The organism is Pseudomonas sp. SBT1-2 (genome assembly GCF_028640875.1).
Lineage (GTDB): Bacteria > Pseudomonadota > Gammaproteobacteria > Pseudomonadales > Pseudomonadaceae > Aquipseudomonas > Aquipseudomonas chlororaphis_I.
On the sequence record NZ_JAQZAA010000095.1, the window covers coordinates 1 to 16,080 of the forward strand.

At 62.3% G+C, this 16,080-nt stretch carries 8 protein-coding genes; all 8 read right to left on the reverse strand.

The window, feature by feature from the left end:
* The coding region (locus tag PVZ78_RS20535) for a filamentous hemagglutinin N-terminal domain-containing protein (RefSeq protein WP_273828635.1) at positions 1-516 on the reverse strand (516 nt) is incomplete at its 3' end.
* 25 nt (positions 517-541) lie between these two features.
* Entirely contained in the window at positions 542-2,233 is a 1,692-nt protein-coding gene (locus PVZ78_RS20540; protein ID WP_198919133.1) for a ShlB/FhaC/HecB family hemolysin secretion/activation protein, read from the reverse strand.
* Between the two features lie 287 nt (positions 2,234-2,520).
* On the reverse strand, positions 2,521-8,517 hold the full coding sequence (locus PVZ78_RS20545; RefSeq protein ID WP_273829163.1) for a S8 family serine peptidase: 5,997 nt from the start codon (positions 8,515-8,517) through the stop codon (positions 2,521-2,523).
* A 674-nt stretch (positions 8,518-9,191) separates the two neighbouring features.
* Positions 9,192-9,962, reverse strand: coding sequence for a hypothetical protein (locus tag PVZ78_RS20550; protein ID WP_273829164.1), 771 nt, complete (start codon positions 9,960-9,962; stop codon positions 9,192-9,194).
* Positions 9,963-10,048: 86 nt separating this feature from the next.
* Entirely contained in the window at positions 10,049-10,663 is a 615-nt protein-coding gene (locus tag PVZ78_RS20555; RefSeq protein ID WP_273829165.1) for a hypothetical protein, read from the reverse strand.
* A gap of 72 nt (positions 10,664-10,735) precedes the next feature.
* Positions 10,736-12,151 (reverse strand): HlyD family type I secretion periplasmic adaptor subunit, encoded by a 1,416-nt coding sequence (locus PVZ78_RS20560; protein WP_273829166.1) that lies wholly within the window; start codon positions 12,149-12,151, stop codon positions 10,736-10,738.
* Between the two features lie 92 nt (positions 12,152-12,243).
* Entirely contained in the window at positions 12,244-14,382 is a 2,139-nt protein-coding gene (locus PVZ78_RS20565; RefSeq protein ID WP_273829167.1) for a type I secretion system permease/ATPase, read from the reverse strand.
* 132 nt (positions 14,383-14,514) lie between these two features.
* Entirely contained in the window at positions 14,515-15,927 is a 1,413-nt protein-coding gene (locus PVZ78_RS20570; protein WP_036985205.1) for a TolC family outer membrane protein, read from the reverse strand.
* Positions 15,928-16,080 lie beyond the last annotated feature (153 nt).

The window sequence follows — 16,080 nt, forward strand, 5'->3', positions numbered from 1 at the left end:
TTTCGGGGTGTTGATGAAGCCGCAGCCGTTGCAGCTGATGCCATAGGGGTTGGCGACGATCACATGGGCCGACTGCCCCGCCACTTCGGTGTAACCGCGCAGTTGGCTGGGGCTGCCACCGTTGACTTCGTTGAGGATGGTTTGCGCGGCGACGCCCTTGAGGTTCGGGTTGCCGACGATGATCCCGCCCAGCTGGGTGCTTTGCGTGCGGTCGGTGGCGTTGTTGAGGATCAGACCCTGCTGGCCGACGTTGTAGTCGTGGAACTGGTTATGCGACAGGCCGCTGCCATTGGGCGTGGCGATATTGACGATGGGCACGCCGTTGCCCGCCTGCCCCAGGCTGGTGCCCGGCGCGCTGACCACGATGCCTTCCGCCTGGGCCCACAGCGGTTGCCAGAACATGGCGTTGGCCAGGATGAACGCCAGGCCGCGCTTGGGCATGCCCCAGAAGTGCTCGCGGGTTTTCAGGGCAGCAGAAGGCTGGCGGGCCAGGAAAGCGAATTGGCGAACATCCATGTCGAAGGTCTCGAAAAAACGCGAATCAGAGGAGGAAATCCAGGCGGAAGTAGATCGGCGCTTCGCGCTCGCTCAGGACATCCGGGCGTTCAAGGGAATGGGCGAAGGTCACGCTGGTCGCCAGGTGCTGGCCGCGGGCGAACAGCTCCAGAGAGTTGCTCGACAGACGCCCGTGCTGCTCGCCGTTGTAGCGGTCGCCACGGATCACACCCTGGTCGTAGCCCAGGCTGCTGCCGTACTCGGCGAACACCGGGCGCAGCCAGCCGAGGGTCACCGGACGGCTCCAGCGCAGGTCGTTGCGCCAGTAACCGCCGCTGTCGCCGGACAGCGACTGATCCTTGTACCCGCGAATCGACGACTGCCCGCCCAGGCTGGTGCGCTGCGGGCTGAACAGCACGTCTTCGCTGCGCTGGCCGGTCATCAGGCTGCTGAAGCTGAACGACTCGCCCCACAGCTTGAACGGCTGCAGGTAACTGAGGGTGGCGGTGTATTTGCGGTAGCGCGCATTCGGCTCGCCCGGCCCTGGGTGGCCATTGTCCTGGGCGTCGAAGGCACCGATGCCGTGCTGCATGCCCAGGTCGAGGTTGACGAAGGCACCGCCGATGCGCCGGCCGTGGTTGATGCCGAACTGGGCTTCGCTGAGGCGATTGCTGCTCAGGGCCAGCTTGCTGTCTTCGATGAAGTTGTTGGTGCGCAGGTAGGCCAGCCCGGCATTCAGCGAGGTCTTGCTCACTGCATCACGCAGGATCACCCGCTCGGCGCGCAGCTGGTGGTTCTGGCTGTCGCCGGTCTGCTTGAAGCTGAAACCATTGGCCTGGGCCTGGGAGCGGTACTCGCTCTGGCTGTAGGTGTAACTGAAGTTCCACCAGCCCCAGGGCAGGTTGTAAGAGAGCATGGCGTTGTTGGAGGTGTGCTGGTGGTCGCTCATGGCATCGTGGCCACCGCGCAACATCAACTGGTCGGCCAGCCCCAGCGGGCTGTCCCAGTCGAAGGTGGTGCCCCACTGCTGCTCGCCGGTGCTGCGCTGGCCGTCGTTGCTGCGCGACAGCCCGGCCCGCCAGGGCTTTTGCGCGGTGTTCTTGACCAGCACTTGGCTGCCACCGACCTCCTTGCCGGGGGCCAGCTCCATTTGCGCCTGGTTCGACGGCAGGCGGTTGAGCTGGTCCACCAGTTGTTCGATTTCCCGCAGGTTGACCAGCGCGCCGACCTGACCGGGAAAGGCCATGGCCAGCTCACGCTCGGACAACTGGCTGTCGGCGGCGCCTTTCAAGCCTTCGAGCCGGCCCTCGACCACCAGCACCTTCAGGTGTCCGCCGGACAGGTCCTGCTGCGGCAGGTAGGCACGGCTGGTCACCAGGCCCTTCTCGAGGTAGTAGTCGGTGATGACCTTGAGCAACTCGTTGAGCTGGCTGACGCCCAGGCATTGGCCGATATAGGGCTTGAGCAGGCGCGCCTGCTCGGCGGCGGACAGGCTGTCGGCGCCCTTGAGTTCGATGTCCTGGATCGGGAAGCAGCGGGTGTCGGCAGGTGCGGTTGGCGCGGTGGGGGCCGCCTCTTTGCCGGGCAGGTCCTTGAGTTCTTCCAGGCGCCGGCGCTGCTCTTCGAGCAGGCGGTCCTGGCGTTCGCGGATCAGGTCCTGTTCGCCCGGCGTCGGAGCGGCAAGCGAAATAGCAGGGAGGATAGCGAGTAACAACAGCCCGACTTTAAGTACAGACAATTCTCAGCTTCCTTGCGATAGCGCTTTGACATCACTCAGGTGCCGCGATACTAAATGGCCACTATCTCTGACGTCAACAGAGCTGTATTCAGCTGTGCCTGACATGAAATGTTCGGACAGGTCCTGCCACCCGCGTCGGCTGAGCAACGGGGTTATCGGGAAGCCCGACGAAGTCCGATGGGGAAATGGGGGGATCAGGGGGGATAAAAAAATGCCGCTCCCGAACGAGAGCGGCACAAGCCCGCGACAAGCATCGCGGGCCCTGTTACCGGATCAAGCTTGCGCGGTCATGTCCAGTTGGCCGCCAGCACAGGCTGCAAGGCCTGTTGCTCGGCAGCGCCGAAGGTCATGGTCGCCGGTGCTGCCGGCGCGAACGCCGCCATGGCCTGGACCAGGTTTTCCACATCGTTGCCCAGCAACCGATGACGGTCGCCGGTCATGATGTCCCGTGGACGCTCAGGGGTTGCGGCGTACCAGTTGTGCAGCGTGACCTCCTGCTGGCTGCCGATCACCGAGATCTGCAGGTCCGGCCCTTCATGCTGGAACCACAAGCGCTCGGGGCTGATGTCCTGGCCGAACACCAGCTGGCCCATGCTGCCGCTGAACTCGAGGTCGTTGACCCCGTGCCCGACTTCCACGGTGGGCATGCTGCCGCTGACCACCACCTTGTTGTTGCCATCCCCCAGCTTCACCGTAGCGAAGGAGCCGCTGTCGGTGATGCTGTTGTTGCCATGGCCGACCGTGAGCTTGTTGATGTCGCCGGCAATCACATTGTTGCCATTGCCCAGGGTGATCTCGGCCCGGCGGCCCGTCACGTTGACCTTGTTGTCACCGTTGCCGGCCACCAGCTTGGCGCCCGTAGCCTCGACGTTGATGGTCTTGCTCTCGTCGCCCAGGCTGACATTGGCGAAGAAGCCCTTGACCGTCATGGTGTTGGGATCGCTGGCCACGGGCGCGGGATCGACCGTCGGCAACGGGCTCAGCGTGAGCGGGTCGCGCGACGAGCTCGTTACCGGCTCCACGGTGGTCGGTGTCGGGCGCACGCGGATCCGGTCGCGGATCGACGCATAGGAGAAGTCCGAGGTATCGGTCGCTCCAGGGATATCGTCGAACTTGAGCCGAGGGTCCTGGACCACCGGGATATCCGGCACGGTAACCCGCGGACGACTCGGAATATCCAGGTCGCGGTGTGCGATATCGACCACCGGGATATCGGGAATCACGATCGGCCTTGGGCTCGGCACGTCCACCGGGGTACGTCCCACTTGATCACGCCCGACCGGCCCGATATCCGGCACCTTCGAAGGCTCCAGCGAACCTATGCCGCGCTCGGCGAGAATCTGCTCGAGGGTCTTATGCTCGGGAACCGTTGGCCCCTGGTTGCCGCCACGCTCGGCCAGGATCTGGTCGACGGTCTTGTGCTCCGGCACCTTCGGGTTCAGGTCGATACCGCGTTCGGCAAGGATCTGATCGATCGTCTTGTGTTCCGGCAGGGTGATGTCCGGGATCGTGACCGTAGGTCGCAACACTGGGTCGACCACCGGAACGCTGACCGTCGGGTGCAGATCGACCGGCGGCAGCGGCGACACCACCGTAGGTTTGTCCACGCCAGGGCGCTCGACAATCGGCGTCAGCGTACCCGGCACAGTCACCGTCGGCTGCTCGGTTACCGCAGGCACCGGGCCAACGGTCGGCACCACCTGCGGCGCATGCTCGGCGAAGATGAAGTCCGAAGCACTGACCTGCGCTACATCTAACGCATCCAGGTAGACCAGGTTGACGTTCGAGGCAGCGCCCTGGGCGCCGTTACGTGTCACGTACACCCCATGAATCTGCGTCAGGCCGTTGAGGGTGGCGCGATTCTTGTGCTCGATGGTCAGTTGGCTGAAATCGGTCACCCCGGTCTGGCGCAGGTCGATCTTGTCGATCCCGTGGCGGAAGCCGCGCAGGGCGTTGTTGTAGTCCTTGACGCCCGACTGGGCCGCCACCACGAACACATCCGAAGTCGCGCTGTCATGGCTGTAGATGGTGCCGCTCAACGAAGCCACCATCTTGCCCTGGGCGTCGCTGCTGTACATCACGCCCTTAGCGCCGCCGTTGAGCAGCACGGTGCCCAGGCCTTCCTGCGGCTGGACCGCCGAGGCGTCGCTGTTGACGTAGGCCGTCGGGGCGACAAAGGTGTCCTGGAACTTGAAGTTCGCCGCGCCGATCCCGGCCAGCAGCTGGTTCTTCAGGACGATGCTCTGGCCCTTGGCCAGGTCGATCTTGACGTCCGCGCCTTGCTGGCTGAGCACCAGGTCGCTGAACTTCTTCCCGGCAAAGCCCACCAGGTCGATGATCTCGCCACGGGCGGCCTCGAAGTTGCTGATGACATCGCTGCCACCCTCCCGGCGGTGGACCACGAAGAAGTCCTTGCCCGCCCCGCCCGTCAGGCTGTTGTTGCCACGCCCGCCGTCGAGCAAGGCATCGGCCTTGCCAGCGACCAGCACATCGTTGCCGTCGCCGGTGACGATGTTCTGAATGCTCGCAGGATTTTTCACCGTCAACGCCGCGCCGCCGATGCTGGCGACACCGGTCAACAGGTTGACCGAGCTATCCCCGGAAACGGCCGCCGCGTTGAGGGTATTGCGCCCGCCCGCGACACCATTGACCGCGTCGTCCAGGACTGCACGGTTGGCATGCCCGACCACCGACTTGAGGTATTCGTCGGTGTAGAAATAGGTATCGTCCGGGGTGCTCTTGCTGCCGTACAAACGCAGCGACCAGGCATTGAGCGTGACCGGCTGGCCGGAAGCCGCATCGCTTACCTGCAAGGTCCAGTTGCCCGTCGAGCGCTCGCCAAAGTCATGGGTGGTCATGAAAGTGTATTTGAACGACCCCGACTGCGTGCTGCCGACATCGCTGGCACTCGCGCCGGGCATGCCGTCCGGCACCTTGCCTTGGCGGTTGAGCAGGATGCTCTGGGTGCCGTCGGGCGAGATCAGCTTGAGCGTCAGGTCGCCAAGGCGGCCCACCTGGGCGTCGAAGTCAATCTCGACGTGTTCCACATTGAGGCCGGCATTCATGGCGATCGACGAAGTCAGCGTGCCCCCCGCCGCCAGGCTCTTGCCCAGGGCACCGCTGGAGGCGCTGTAGACATACTCGTTGGCCCCGGTGCTCTGGGTCATCCAGGCTTCGGACAGGCGCACCGCGGCCCGCGCGTCGACTTCGCCGAAGCCGTAGTCGTTGCTGGTGTGCATGCCGCCGCCGTTCCAGCCGTGGGCGGCGTTGTCGCTCCATTGGGTGGATGGGTCGTTGATCTTGCGCGCGGACAGCGCGAGGATCTGCTGCACGTCGCGATAGCCCAGGTTCGGGTTGGCCTCGAGCATCAGCGCGACGATGCCGGAGACGATCGGCGCGGCGAAGCTGGTGCCCTGCATGCTGGTGTAGTCGTTGCCGAAGGTCGAGCCACGATCGGTTTCCAGCATATGGCTGGTGGACACCACGTTGCTGCCCGGCGCCGACACCAGCAGGCTGGCGCCCGGGTTGGAGAACGGCGAGGAGCCGATCTGCAGGGTCGACAAGTCGCCCTGGGCATTGATCGCGCCGACTTCCACCGAGAAGCGGTTGTTGTTGGTCAAGGAGCCCTGGGCATTGCCGCCGGTTGCGCGGCTGTTGCCGCCGGCCGCGACAATGATCGTACCCAGGCCGCCACGACCGTTACTCGCGGCGTACTGGGCATTCATGCTCAGCGCCGTGGCGGTGTTGACGAAGCCGTCCTGGAAGCTGCTGAGGGCGAAATCGTTGGTGAAGCCCCAACTGTTGTTGGCGATGTCGAAGCTGACCATGTGCCCCAGCCCGGCGAGGTCGGCGCCGCTGTTGGCCAGATAGTAGCCGCCCAGCGTCGCGCCATAGGCCACCCCTACCCCGCCCGCGCCATTCTTGGCCGCGACCATCACCCCCGCCACCATGGTGGCGTGGTTGGACACCAGGCCCGGCAAGCTGCCGTTGCTCTGTTGGGTCTGCAGCCAGGCCTTATCGACGTTGGCGGCCAGGTCCGGGTGGGCGATGTCGAAGATCTCGGGCGCGGTGGCGAACTGGCCGCCCGGCTCGAACTGGCCGATGCGTACGCCCTTGCCGGTGTAGTCCTTCCAGACCGGCAGCACGTTGGTGTCGCTCAGGTACCACTCCTGGGCCGCCAATGGGTCCAGCGGCACTTCCGGGGTCAGCAAGGTCACCCCGGCGCGCATCGGCGCGGTCTGCCCGCTGCTCAGGTCCACCACCGAGGCCGACAGGTTGCCGGCGGCATCGACCACGCCGTACTTGAAGCTGAGCAGGCCGGTGTAGCGCGCATCCGGAGTGAAGAGCACGTCGCCCTGGGCGGTGAGGCTGACGGTGCCGCCGACCGCGTCGCCGACATTGGCAATGCGCAGCGCGCCCTGGCTGTTGAGGTGTTGATCGTTGGCCAGCAGGCTCTGCGCGGAAATCAGGTGGGCCTGGGTCCGGTTGAAGGCCTTGCCGTCCTTGTCGAGGGTCAGCACGTCGGCCACCGGCATGGCGTTGGGGGTCTGCAGGTCGACCGCCGAGATATCCGAGAAATTCAGCTTCTGGATGTTTTTCAGGGTCACCGTGCCGTCGCGCCCAGCCACCTTGTCAGCCACTTCATAGCCGCTGGCAGTGCGGGTGATGCGGTAATCGCCATGGTTACCATGCAGCGTCACCAGGTTGATCCCGCCGTCGCCGTCGATGGTCGCGTTGCCATGGCCGACTTCGATCACGTCATTGCCGGCGCCGCCGAAAATCCGGTCGGCGCCGCCACCGGCGTGAATGATGCTGCCGCCTTCGGCGGCGTAGATCACGTCGCCTTGGGGCCCGGCGTAGATCACCGCCTTGCCGCTGCCGCCGATGATGGTGTTGTGGCCGCTGCCACCGACCAGCACGTCGCTGCCCGCCCCGCCCACCAGGGTCGAATTGCCGGAGCCGCCCTTGATGAAGGCACTGCCGGTGCCGCCGCTCATGATCGTGTCGTCGCCGCTGCCGCCCTGGGCAATGGTCAGGCCGGCCTGGGCCATGTTCAGCACCACGCCTTTGTCGCCAACGATGATCGCCGTGTCGTGGCCGCCATTGCCGTGGATATTTTTCGGATCGTCCGAGGCGCTGATCACAAAGACGTCGTCGCCCTTGCCACCGACATAGGTGTTGCTGCCGCCGCCACCCACCAGCCAGCCACCGGCCGGCGCGGCAATCAGCGTGTCGTTGCCGCTGCCGCCATACAAGTTGCCCACGCCCAGCTGCGCCGCGTCCAGGGTTTCGCCGGTGGTGCTCTGGCTGGCATAGGCGGTGGTGGTGATGCCATTGGTGGTCGAGGTCACCTTGGTACCCGCGCCCAGGGCAGTCAGGGTGTTGCTGACCGGGTCACCGAGGAAATCCACCGCCAGCGCTTCCTGGTTCTTGCCATTGATGGTGAACGAACCGGTGGCGAGCACCCGGTTGCCGTCACGCACTTCGGTTTGAGTGGACGCCGCAGCCCGCACGTTGATCTGGGTGATGCCCAGCTCGGCCAGGGTCTTGAGTTCGCCGGCATCGACTTTCGCATCATGGGTGCCGTCGACCCAGACCCGCAGCTTGCTCCAGATCGGATCGCGCTGATCGATCACGCCATCCTTGTTCGCGTCCTCGCTGGCCAGTGCCGCGAAACCGTCCTTGAATTTCGCCTCGCCCGCCGCGCCGTTCACCCCGGCCTTGCCGCCGTAGTACTCGGAGAACATCTGGCTGACGTCCTTGATCTGGCCGCTGCCATCGTCGATCACCAGCATACCGGTGCTGCGATCCGCCCAGCCGCTGCGCTTGAGCGTGCCACTGTGGTCGGTGTCGAACAGCACGCCGTCACGGATGTCGGTCATGTGCACGCCGTTGCCGGTCAGGTCCAGTAGCAACGGGTCAACGTAGGTGTTGAAGGTGGTCATGGCCGACAGGCCGTTCAGCGTTACCGCATTACGCAGGCTGAAGTCCGGCTTATTGGGGCTGGACGGCTGGTAGAACTGGGTCAGGTAGGTGTTGGGACGCGCATTGGGGTCGAGCTGCATTTCGCCCGGGCGAATGCCACCCGAGGCCAGGCTGGCCATCTGGGTCGAGGTGAAATCGGTTTTGCTGAGAATGCCGCCGACGGCAAAGATGCTGTTGGTCGCCGAGTTCTGAATGAAGCCGTTGGCGACGTCCTGCTGGGCTTTGCTTTCGCCCTGGATGTGTTGTTGGGGTTGGGGCGAGGGATTAATGTCGATATTAATAAGATTAGGGACCGACATATCGGGGGCCTCGTCAACTATCAGTCCACGAACCCATTTGTAAACTTGAGATGTCAAACTAGTAACAACGGTCCAGTCTCCCGAAGGAGAGTCGACCCGGTTAATCCAGTTCATTGCTATTTGCTTGGTTTCAGCAGTACCTATACGAGCAGCTAACGCCATAAGCTTGTCTGTCTCGTAAGAAAGCGCAAGCTCCCATCCAGGACTGCCGGCAAAGTCCAAAACATTACCCCAGTAAACTGCCCGGCTATTTTCACCCAAAACTTCAAATACAGAATTCAATGTCCAAGCGTCGACTGACAGCCCGTTATTATCAAAAACCTTACGATGAAACCCCCAAGCTTCTTCATAAGTTATATCTGCGGAAACAATACCTTTGGCGTCCAGCTTGTCACTCAATGTGCTGACGTATTCGCTAGCCATTTGCCTACGAATCCGATTCACATCGTCTTCAGACATAACATGGCCTGCATCTGCCGCTGTTGTCTTCATGAAATTGATTGCCACTTCCCCTGCTATAGAGTCCCCCTTTGCAACTCCGTTAGCAAGCACAGCATACTTATACCCTCTGACCGCCAGGTAATCATACATTGCGCCGGGCCCCGCCGAACTCAACAGTGCTTTCGCATAATCCAAATCTACAACCGTTAATCCTTGCGGCACAAAGACTCTCCCTATTTCTCTACTTTAGACAGAACAAATTCTTCCGTTAAACTTACGATACGTTTCCAGGCCTTTAACTTTTCCGGTGTGAATCCAACCTTCATGTGTGCATCAAGCTGACTAAAGACAAACTCTCCCCGACAATTATAAAAACCTTCCCCTGCCTGATCACCGAGGCATTCAAACACTGCTTGAATCTCTCCGCCCTCTTCACTCCAATAATAACCATTCAGAATTTCTGGAAAGGTTCTGTCTTTGCGCTTAACAAAATAGAGCCCTAACTCCTCAATATAAGTAGCACCTTCGATTTCTTTTCCTTCTGCAGCCCCAAGAAAGGCAGCAAGTCGTGACCTCAAATCAAAGTCCTTGTACTTAATAGGCGAGACTACAATTTCCAAGCCATCAAACCTCAGTCCCTCACTAAAGTACTTAGACTGGTTCGCGGGTAGAAAATCTGGCCAGGACACGACCATAGGCAAGGAAGTCATATTTGCATCACAAGTTTTTTGACTATGAAAGGTATTTTTATCCCAAGAGCTCTCGCCTTCATACTCGGCCCAAAAAACAACATAGTTACGAGGCACTACTATTGCCCGCCCTGAAAGGCGACCACATATAGACTGCACCGACACTGGCTCCACACTTTCTAAAACCTTCGGAGAAAACATTACGAAAAAAATGTAATAGCAAAGCCCTACCAACAGGAAAATCGCAACAAAAACTCGAAGTAGCTGCCATACAAAAATTAACGCTTTAAATAATAATCTCTTAAAAGCAGCCATCTCTTCCCTCTCTTTTTTTTTGCATGGACCCCAACCACCGCCGCTTTAAACTTTTTTCTGGGGTTAGCCCCCCTTTATTTCACAATTTACTCAGCAATTACCTTATCAAGAACACTCAGGGCAAACTCATCCACAGCCCTTACATCCGTAAGTTCCTTTGGGTATTGGTAGAAAACCCATAATCCACTGCCATACAGGCGGTTCGCCCGGACCGTCGCCAGGTAGTCCGAGACATACACCGAGACACCGTCTTTCCCTGTGAACTTGCGCTCCTGAAAACCACCGACCTCATAACGCTCGACCCCGTCCGCCAGCGCCACGGGGTGCTTCCCGCGCAGGTGCCTGTCGGCGTCGAAGCCTTCCATGGAAATGCGTTCGATAAACAAGGCTATCGGGTAACGGCTGCCCTTGGCGTCGTCGCTGACCACCTCTGCCGTTGGATACTCGAGGGTGAATTCAATGCCGCTGCTGCCGTCATAACGCACCAGGCGACAGGCCTGTGGGCTCATGGAGAATCGAAAGGCAGGCAGGTCCTGCTTGATGGGTGAAAACTCGCACCCGGTAAAACCACTGCCATCCCCGGTTGAATGAAGTTTCATATAGGGACTGTCTTGCGTGGTGGGCAGCAAGTAGTACACAAGCAGCGCAACTGCCGCTCCCGCCCCGAGCCAGTACAGGCTTCGGCTTGTGGATCTGGCCATACCGGTTACTCCCTCCACGTTGAAAGAATCATTGATGCCTGGCGATACGCTGGGAACTTCACTTCAACAGCCCTAGCGTTCCCGCAAACTCTCATCCACATGCTGTTGCAACGGACTCAGGAAGTAGTCGATCACCCGGCGCTGGTCGGTCTTCACTTCCGCGGTGATCGACATGCCCGGCGACAGCGCCACGCGTTGGCCGTTGACCAGCAGGTGGTCGGACTTCAGGCGAATGCGGCTGCTGTAGATCAGCCCGCGTTTTTCATCTTCGATGGCGTCGTTCGAGACGCTGAGCACTTCGCCGTCGACGGTGCCGTATTTGGTGAAGGTGAAGGTTTCCACCTTGACCGTGACCGGCTGGCCGGCGCGGACGAAACCCACGTCCTTGTTTTCCAGCATCGCTTCCACTTCCACCGGTTGGTCGGCGGGGACTATGACCATCAGCGGCTGGGCCGGGGTGACCACGCCGCCGACAGTGTGGATCGCCAGTTGCTGGACGGTGCCGTCCACCGGGGCCTTGAGGCTGGTCAGGGTTTCCTGGTAACGGGCCTTGGCCAGTTCCTGGACCAGGCTTGCGGCTTTCTGGTTGGCTTCCTGTTGCAGGTCGAGCATGGCCCGGCGGTTCTGCGCGACCACGCCTTCGCGCCGGCGCCGCGCCTCAGCCTGGGCCGCGGTGGACTGCAAGACACTGGCCTGCTGCACGCTCAACTGGCGCAGCAGGTCGAGGCGCGCCTGTTCCTTTTCCAGGTACTCGTGGCGCGCTACGTACTGTTGCTCCAGCAGCCGCCGGTAGTCCTCGGCCAATTGCGTGGCGATCGGCACGGTTTGCCGCAGGCTGGCCACCTGGGCCTGGGCGGACTGGATTTCGGCGCTGCGCTGGAGGATTTCCGCGTCCACCAGCTCCAGGTTGCTGCGGTATTCCTGATACTGCCCCTGCAACCAGCGCTGGGCGCTGAGCACCTGCTCCGGGTTGGCATTGGCAATCGCGCCGATCAGCGATGCCGGCGGCTGTTGCTGGTTGATCGCATCGAGCATCGCCGCGCCACGGGCGCTGTCGACCCGGGCCGCCAGCAGCTCGTTCTGAATCCGCCTGACGTCGGCATCCGCCGCCGTCGGGTCGAGTTCCACCAGCAGCTCGCCGACTTTCACCGCCTGGCCGTCACTGACATGGATCGCCCTGACCACGGCGGTTTCGCTGGATTGAATCAGCTTGGTCTTGCCATTGGGCACGATCTTGCCCGGCGCCACCGCCACCACTTCGATCTTGCCGAGACAGGCCCACAGCAGGGCCAGCACGGCAAAACCGAGGATGCTCCAGACAAAGATCCGCGGCGCCGGGTGCACGGGGGTGTCCTGCAACTCCAGGGCGGCGGGCAGGAACTGCGCCTCATGGGGCAGGCGCTGCACGCTGTCCATGCTTTTGCGCTGGCGCCAGGCGTGTTGCCAGGCGTCGCGGTAGCGCTGCAATAACGAAGGAGTGGCGCTCATGGGCAATCGGTCCTTGAATCCGGATGGCATCCAGCCCCGCCCCCTGCGGCGGGGGCGGCGGCCGAACAAATAACCTGTGAATCGGGCGGCGCTCAGCCCTGCTGCATACGGTGCAGGCGCGAATAGTGGCCGGCCTGGTGCGCCAGCAGTTCGGCATGGTTGCCCTGCTCGACGATCTGCCCGCGGTCGACCACCAGGATGCGATTGGCATCGCGTACCGCCGACAACCGGTGAGCAATGATGATCACCGTGCGCCCGGCGCAGATGCTTTGCATGTTCTGCTGGATGATCCGTTCGGACTCGTAGTCCAGCGCACTGGTGGCCTCGTCGAAAATCAGGATCCGCGGGTTGCCGATCAGGGCCCGGGCGATGGCGATGCGTTGCCGCTGGCCGCCGGACAGCGAGGTGCCATGCTCCCCGACCATGGTGTCGTAGCCTTCGGGCAGTTCCAGGATGAACTCGTGGGCCCCGGCCATGCTGGCGGCATGCATCACCGTTTCCAGCGGCGCGCCCGGATCGCTCAGGGCGATGTTTTCCCGGATGCTGCGGTTGAACAGCATGTTGTCCTGCAACACCACGCCAATCTGCCGCCGCAGGGAGGAAACGTCCGCCAGCGCCAGGTCCATGCCGTCCACCAGCACCCGTCCACGCTCGGGCACGTACAGGCGCTGGAGCAGGCGGGTCAGCGTGCTTTTACCCGAGCCGGAACGCCCCACCACGCCGATCACTTCGCCGGCGGCGATCTGCAGGTTGATCCCGCGCAGGATCTCCGAACCGTCGGCGCGATAACGGAAATGCACCTGGTCGAATTCGATCTGCCCCCTGAGGGGCGGCAAGGCGCTGCGGGTGGCCTGGGACAGCTCGGTGCGGGTGTTGAGGATATCGCCCAGGCGCTGTACGGAAACGCCGGTCTGCTGGAAGCTGGTCCACAACTGCGCCAGGCGCATGATCGGGCCGCTGACCCGACCGGCCAGCATGTTGAAGGCGATCAGTTCGCCCACCGAAAGCTGCCCGTCGATCACCAGCCGCGCGCCCAGCCAGAGGGTCGCCACCGTAACCAGCTTGCCGATCAGCGACACACTTTCGTTGGCGATGGTGGACAAGGTCTGGGTCTTGAACCCGGCCGCCACATAAGCGGCCATCTGGTTGTCCCACTTGCGGATCGCCTGGGGCTCGACGGCCATGGATTTCACTGTGTCGATGCCGTTCACCGTCTCCACCAGGAACGCCTGGTTCTCCGCGCCGCGGGTGAAACTGTCCTGCAAGCGGGCGCGCAACAGCGGGGTGACAAACAGCGAGACCAGCACGTACAGGGGCAGCGACAACAGCACCACCAGGGTCAGCCAGCCGCTGTAGTAGAACATCACCAGGATGAACACCAGCGAGAACAGCACGTCCAGCAACAAGGTAATGGCGTTGCCGGTCAGGAAGCTGCGGATGTTCTCCAGCTCGCGCACCCTGGCCACCGAATCGCCGACCCGGCGCGCCTGGAAATACGCCAGCGGCAGGTTGATCAGATGACGGAACAGGCGCGAGCCCAGTTCCACGTCGATCCGGCTGGCGGTATGGGCGAACACGTAGCTGCGCAAACCGCTCAAGGCCGATTCGAACAGCATGATGCCCAGCAACCCCGCGGCGATGACATCCAGGGTGGTCAGCCCGTGGTGCACCAGCACCTTGTCCATCACCACCTGGAAAAACAACGGCGTCACCAGGGCAAACAGCTGCAGGGCAAAGGACACCAGCAGCACTTCGCCGAGCAACTTGCGGTATTTGACGATGGCGGGAATGAACCAGGTGAAGTCGAACCGCGAGGTTTCCCCCGGCAACCCGGCCTCGGAGCGCAGCAGCACCAGCTCGCCGGTCCAGCGCGCGGCCAGGGCCTCGAAGGAGATGACTTCAGGCCGGTCCGAACGCGGGTCCTGGATCAGCGCCTGGCCTTGGTCGAGCTTGGCAATGATGAAGAATGTGCCGTCGCCATCGACCGCGATCGCCGGCAACGGCGTGCGCTCCAGGCGAGCGATTGAAGTGCTGACCGACTTGGCCTTGAGCCCCAGCTTGCGCGCGGCGAGCAGCAGTTCGCGCTGGGTGAACGGCTGGTTCTCTGGAGCGAACTCGTGGGCCAATTGCTCGGCGGATGCCGCCACCGAATGAAACCGGGCCAGCATCACCAGACAGACCAGGCCAGTGTCTGGCGTGGGCGACTCGGCGCCCCTTCCTTGTTCGCTCATAAGCTTCCATGCATGCCGCGTTGCGGCCGTAAAGTCCTAATATTTCAAGATGTTACATCAAGAATGAAATAATTAGTATCAATACGACATCATCGATTGAGATTTATTTCACTCGATTGTATGAATCCCTCGTCAGAGCGCCTTGCGCTCCTGCGGTGGCAGGAAATCCCGGTCGGCGTCGTAGTCTTTCGTCAGGTACATCGCCAGGTCGCTCAGGTCTTTCGGGCTCAGGGTTCCCGCCGCCTGCTTGAGCTTGAGGGTGTCGATGATGTAGTCGTAGCGCGCGTTGTTGTACTCACGCACCGCGCTGTACAGCTGGCGCTGGGCATTGAGCACATCCGCGGTGTTGCGCGAGCCCAGGTCGCGCCCGACCTGGTTGGCCTTGACCGAAGCCTGGCCGGAACGAATCGTCTGCCGGCGGGCAATGACCTGCTCGATATCGGAATTCACCGCGCGGTAGAAATTGCGCGTGTTCTGCACCACTTCGCGGCGGCGGTCCTCGCGCTCGTCTTCACTCTGGGCCAGCCGCTCGGTCGCTTCGCGCACCTGGGAACGGGTCATGCCGCCGGAGTACAGCGGAATATTCAACTCCAGGCCGATGCTGCTTTGCGTGACATTGCCTCGATAGCCATCCCGCCCGAAGTCGGTGGGGTTGCTGTAGCCGAAGCTGTCGTTTTCACCTTTGCGCCAGGACGCCACCGCATCGACGGTCGGCGCATAACCGGCCTTGCGCTGGCGGTTGGTCTGTTCGGCGGCAATCACCGCGTAGCTGCTGGCTTGCAACGCCAGGTTCTGGCGCACCGCGCGGCTGACCCATTCGTTGGCATCGTTGGGCACCGGCAGTTCCACCGGCAGTTGATGCTGAATACCCTCGATCGTCGAATAGTCCTGGCGGGTCAAGCGGGACAAGGCCTCGAAGGCATCGTCGACCTTGCGCTCGGCGAGTTTGCGATTGGCGCCGGCGTTGTCATGGGCGGCCTGGGCGTCGAGCACATCGGTGATGCTCGAGGCGCCATTCTCCAGGCGGGCCTGGGCCTGTTGCTGCTGACGCTCGAGCGCCGCTTCCTCGGCCTTGGAGGCGGCGAGCAGGTCCAGGGCGCGCAAGGTTTCGAAATAGGCCTGGGCCGTGGTCAGCACCAGCCCCTGCTCCTTCGCGCCCAATTCAAGTTCGGCCTGGGCGGTGCTGGCGTGGGCGGCTTCCAATTGAAACCAGCGATCGGCACGGAACAGCGGCTGGTTGAGATTGGCCTGGAACACCGTGGTGCTGCGCGTGCGGGTCAGGCCCGGCTCGTCCCGCTCCAGACGCACCGATTCCACGGTGCTGCCGGCATTGAGCGTGGGCAGTAACCCGGCCCGGGCCTGGGGGATGCTTTCGCGCTGGGCCTGGTACTCGTGGCGCGCCGCGGACAGCTGGGCGTCATGCTCGACGGCCTGGCGGTAAACCTGCAGCAGCTCGGCGCGCTGGGCACCTGGATCGGCGAAAGCCGGGATCGTCACCAGTGCCAGGATGAGCAATGGCGAGAAAAAACGGGGGGAGTGAGTCATAACAATCCATGTCGCATTCGGGTAAAACGGTTCAGCCAGGCTGATCAGGGCGCGCATCCTACGCCGTGGCCAAGGCTGTCACAAGCGACAATTATGGCTACTAGCCATCATTTTCTCAGGCATCGGATCAGATAAAGCCGAATCACCCCCTGG

What these genes read in the sequence shown, in the direction of transcription:
- PVZ78_RS20545 (WP_273829163.1), bottom strand. Translation starts at nt 8,517, where the DNA reads ATGTCGGTCCCTAATCTTATTAATATCGACATTAATCCCTCGCCCCAA.
- PVZ78_RS20560 (WP_273829166.1), bottom strand. Translation starts at nt 12,151, where the DNA reads ATGAGCGCCACTCCTTCGTTATTGCAGCGCTACCGCGACGCCTGGCAA.
- PVZ78_RS20555 (WP_273829165.1), bottom strand. Translation starts at nt 10,663, where the DNA reads ATGGCCAGATCCACAAGCCGAAGCCTGTACTGGCTCGGGGCGGGAGCG.
- PVZ78_RS20550 (WP_273829164.1), bottom strand. Translation starts at nt 9,962, where the DNA reads ATGGCTGCTTTTAAGAGATTATTATTTAAAGCGTTAATTTTTGTATGG.
- PVZ78_RS20565 (WP_273829167.1), bottom strand. Translation starts at nt 14,382, where the DNA reads ATGAGCGAACAAGGAAGGGGCGCCGAGTCGCCCACGCCAGACACTGGC.
- PVZ78_RS20570 (WP_036985205.1), bottom strand. Translation starts at nt 15,927, where the DNA reads ATGACTCACTCCCCCCGTTTTTTCTCGCCATTGCTCATCCTGGCACTG.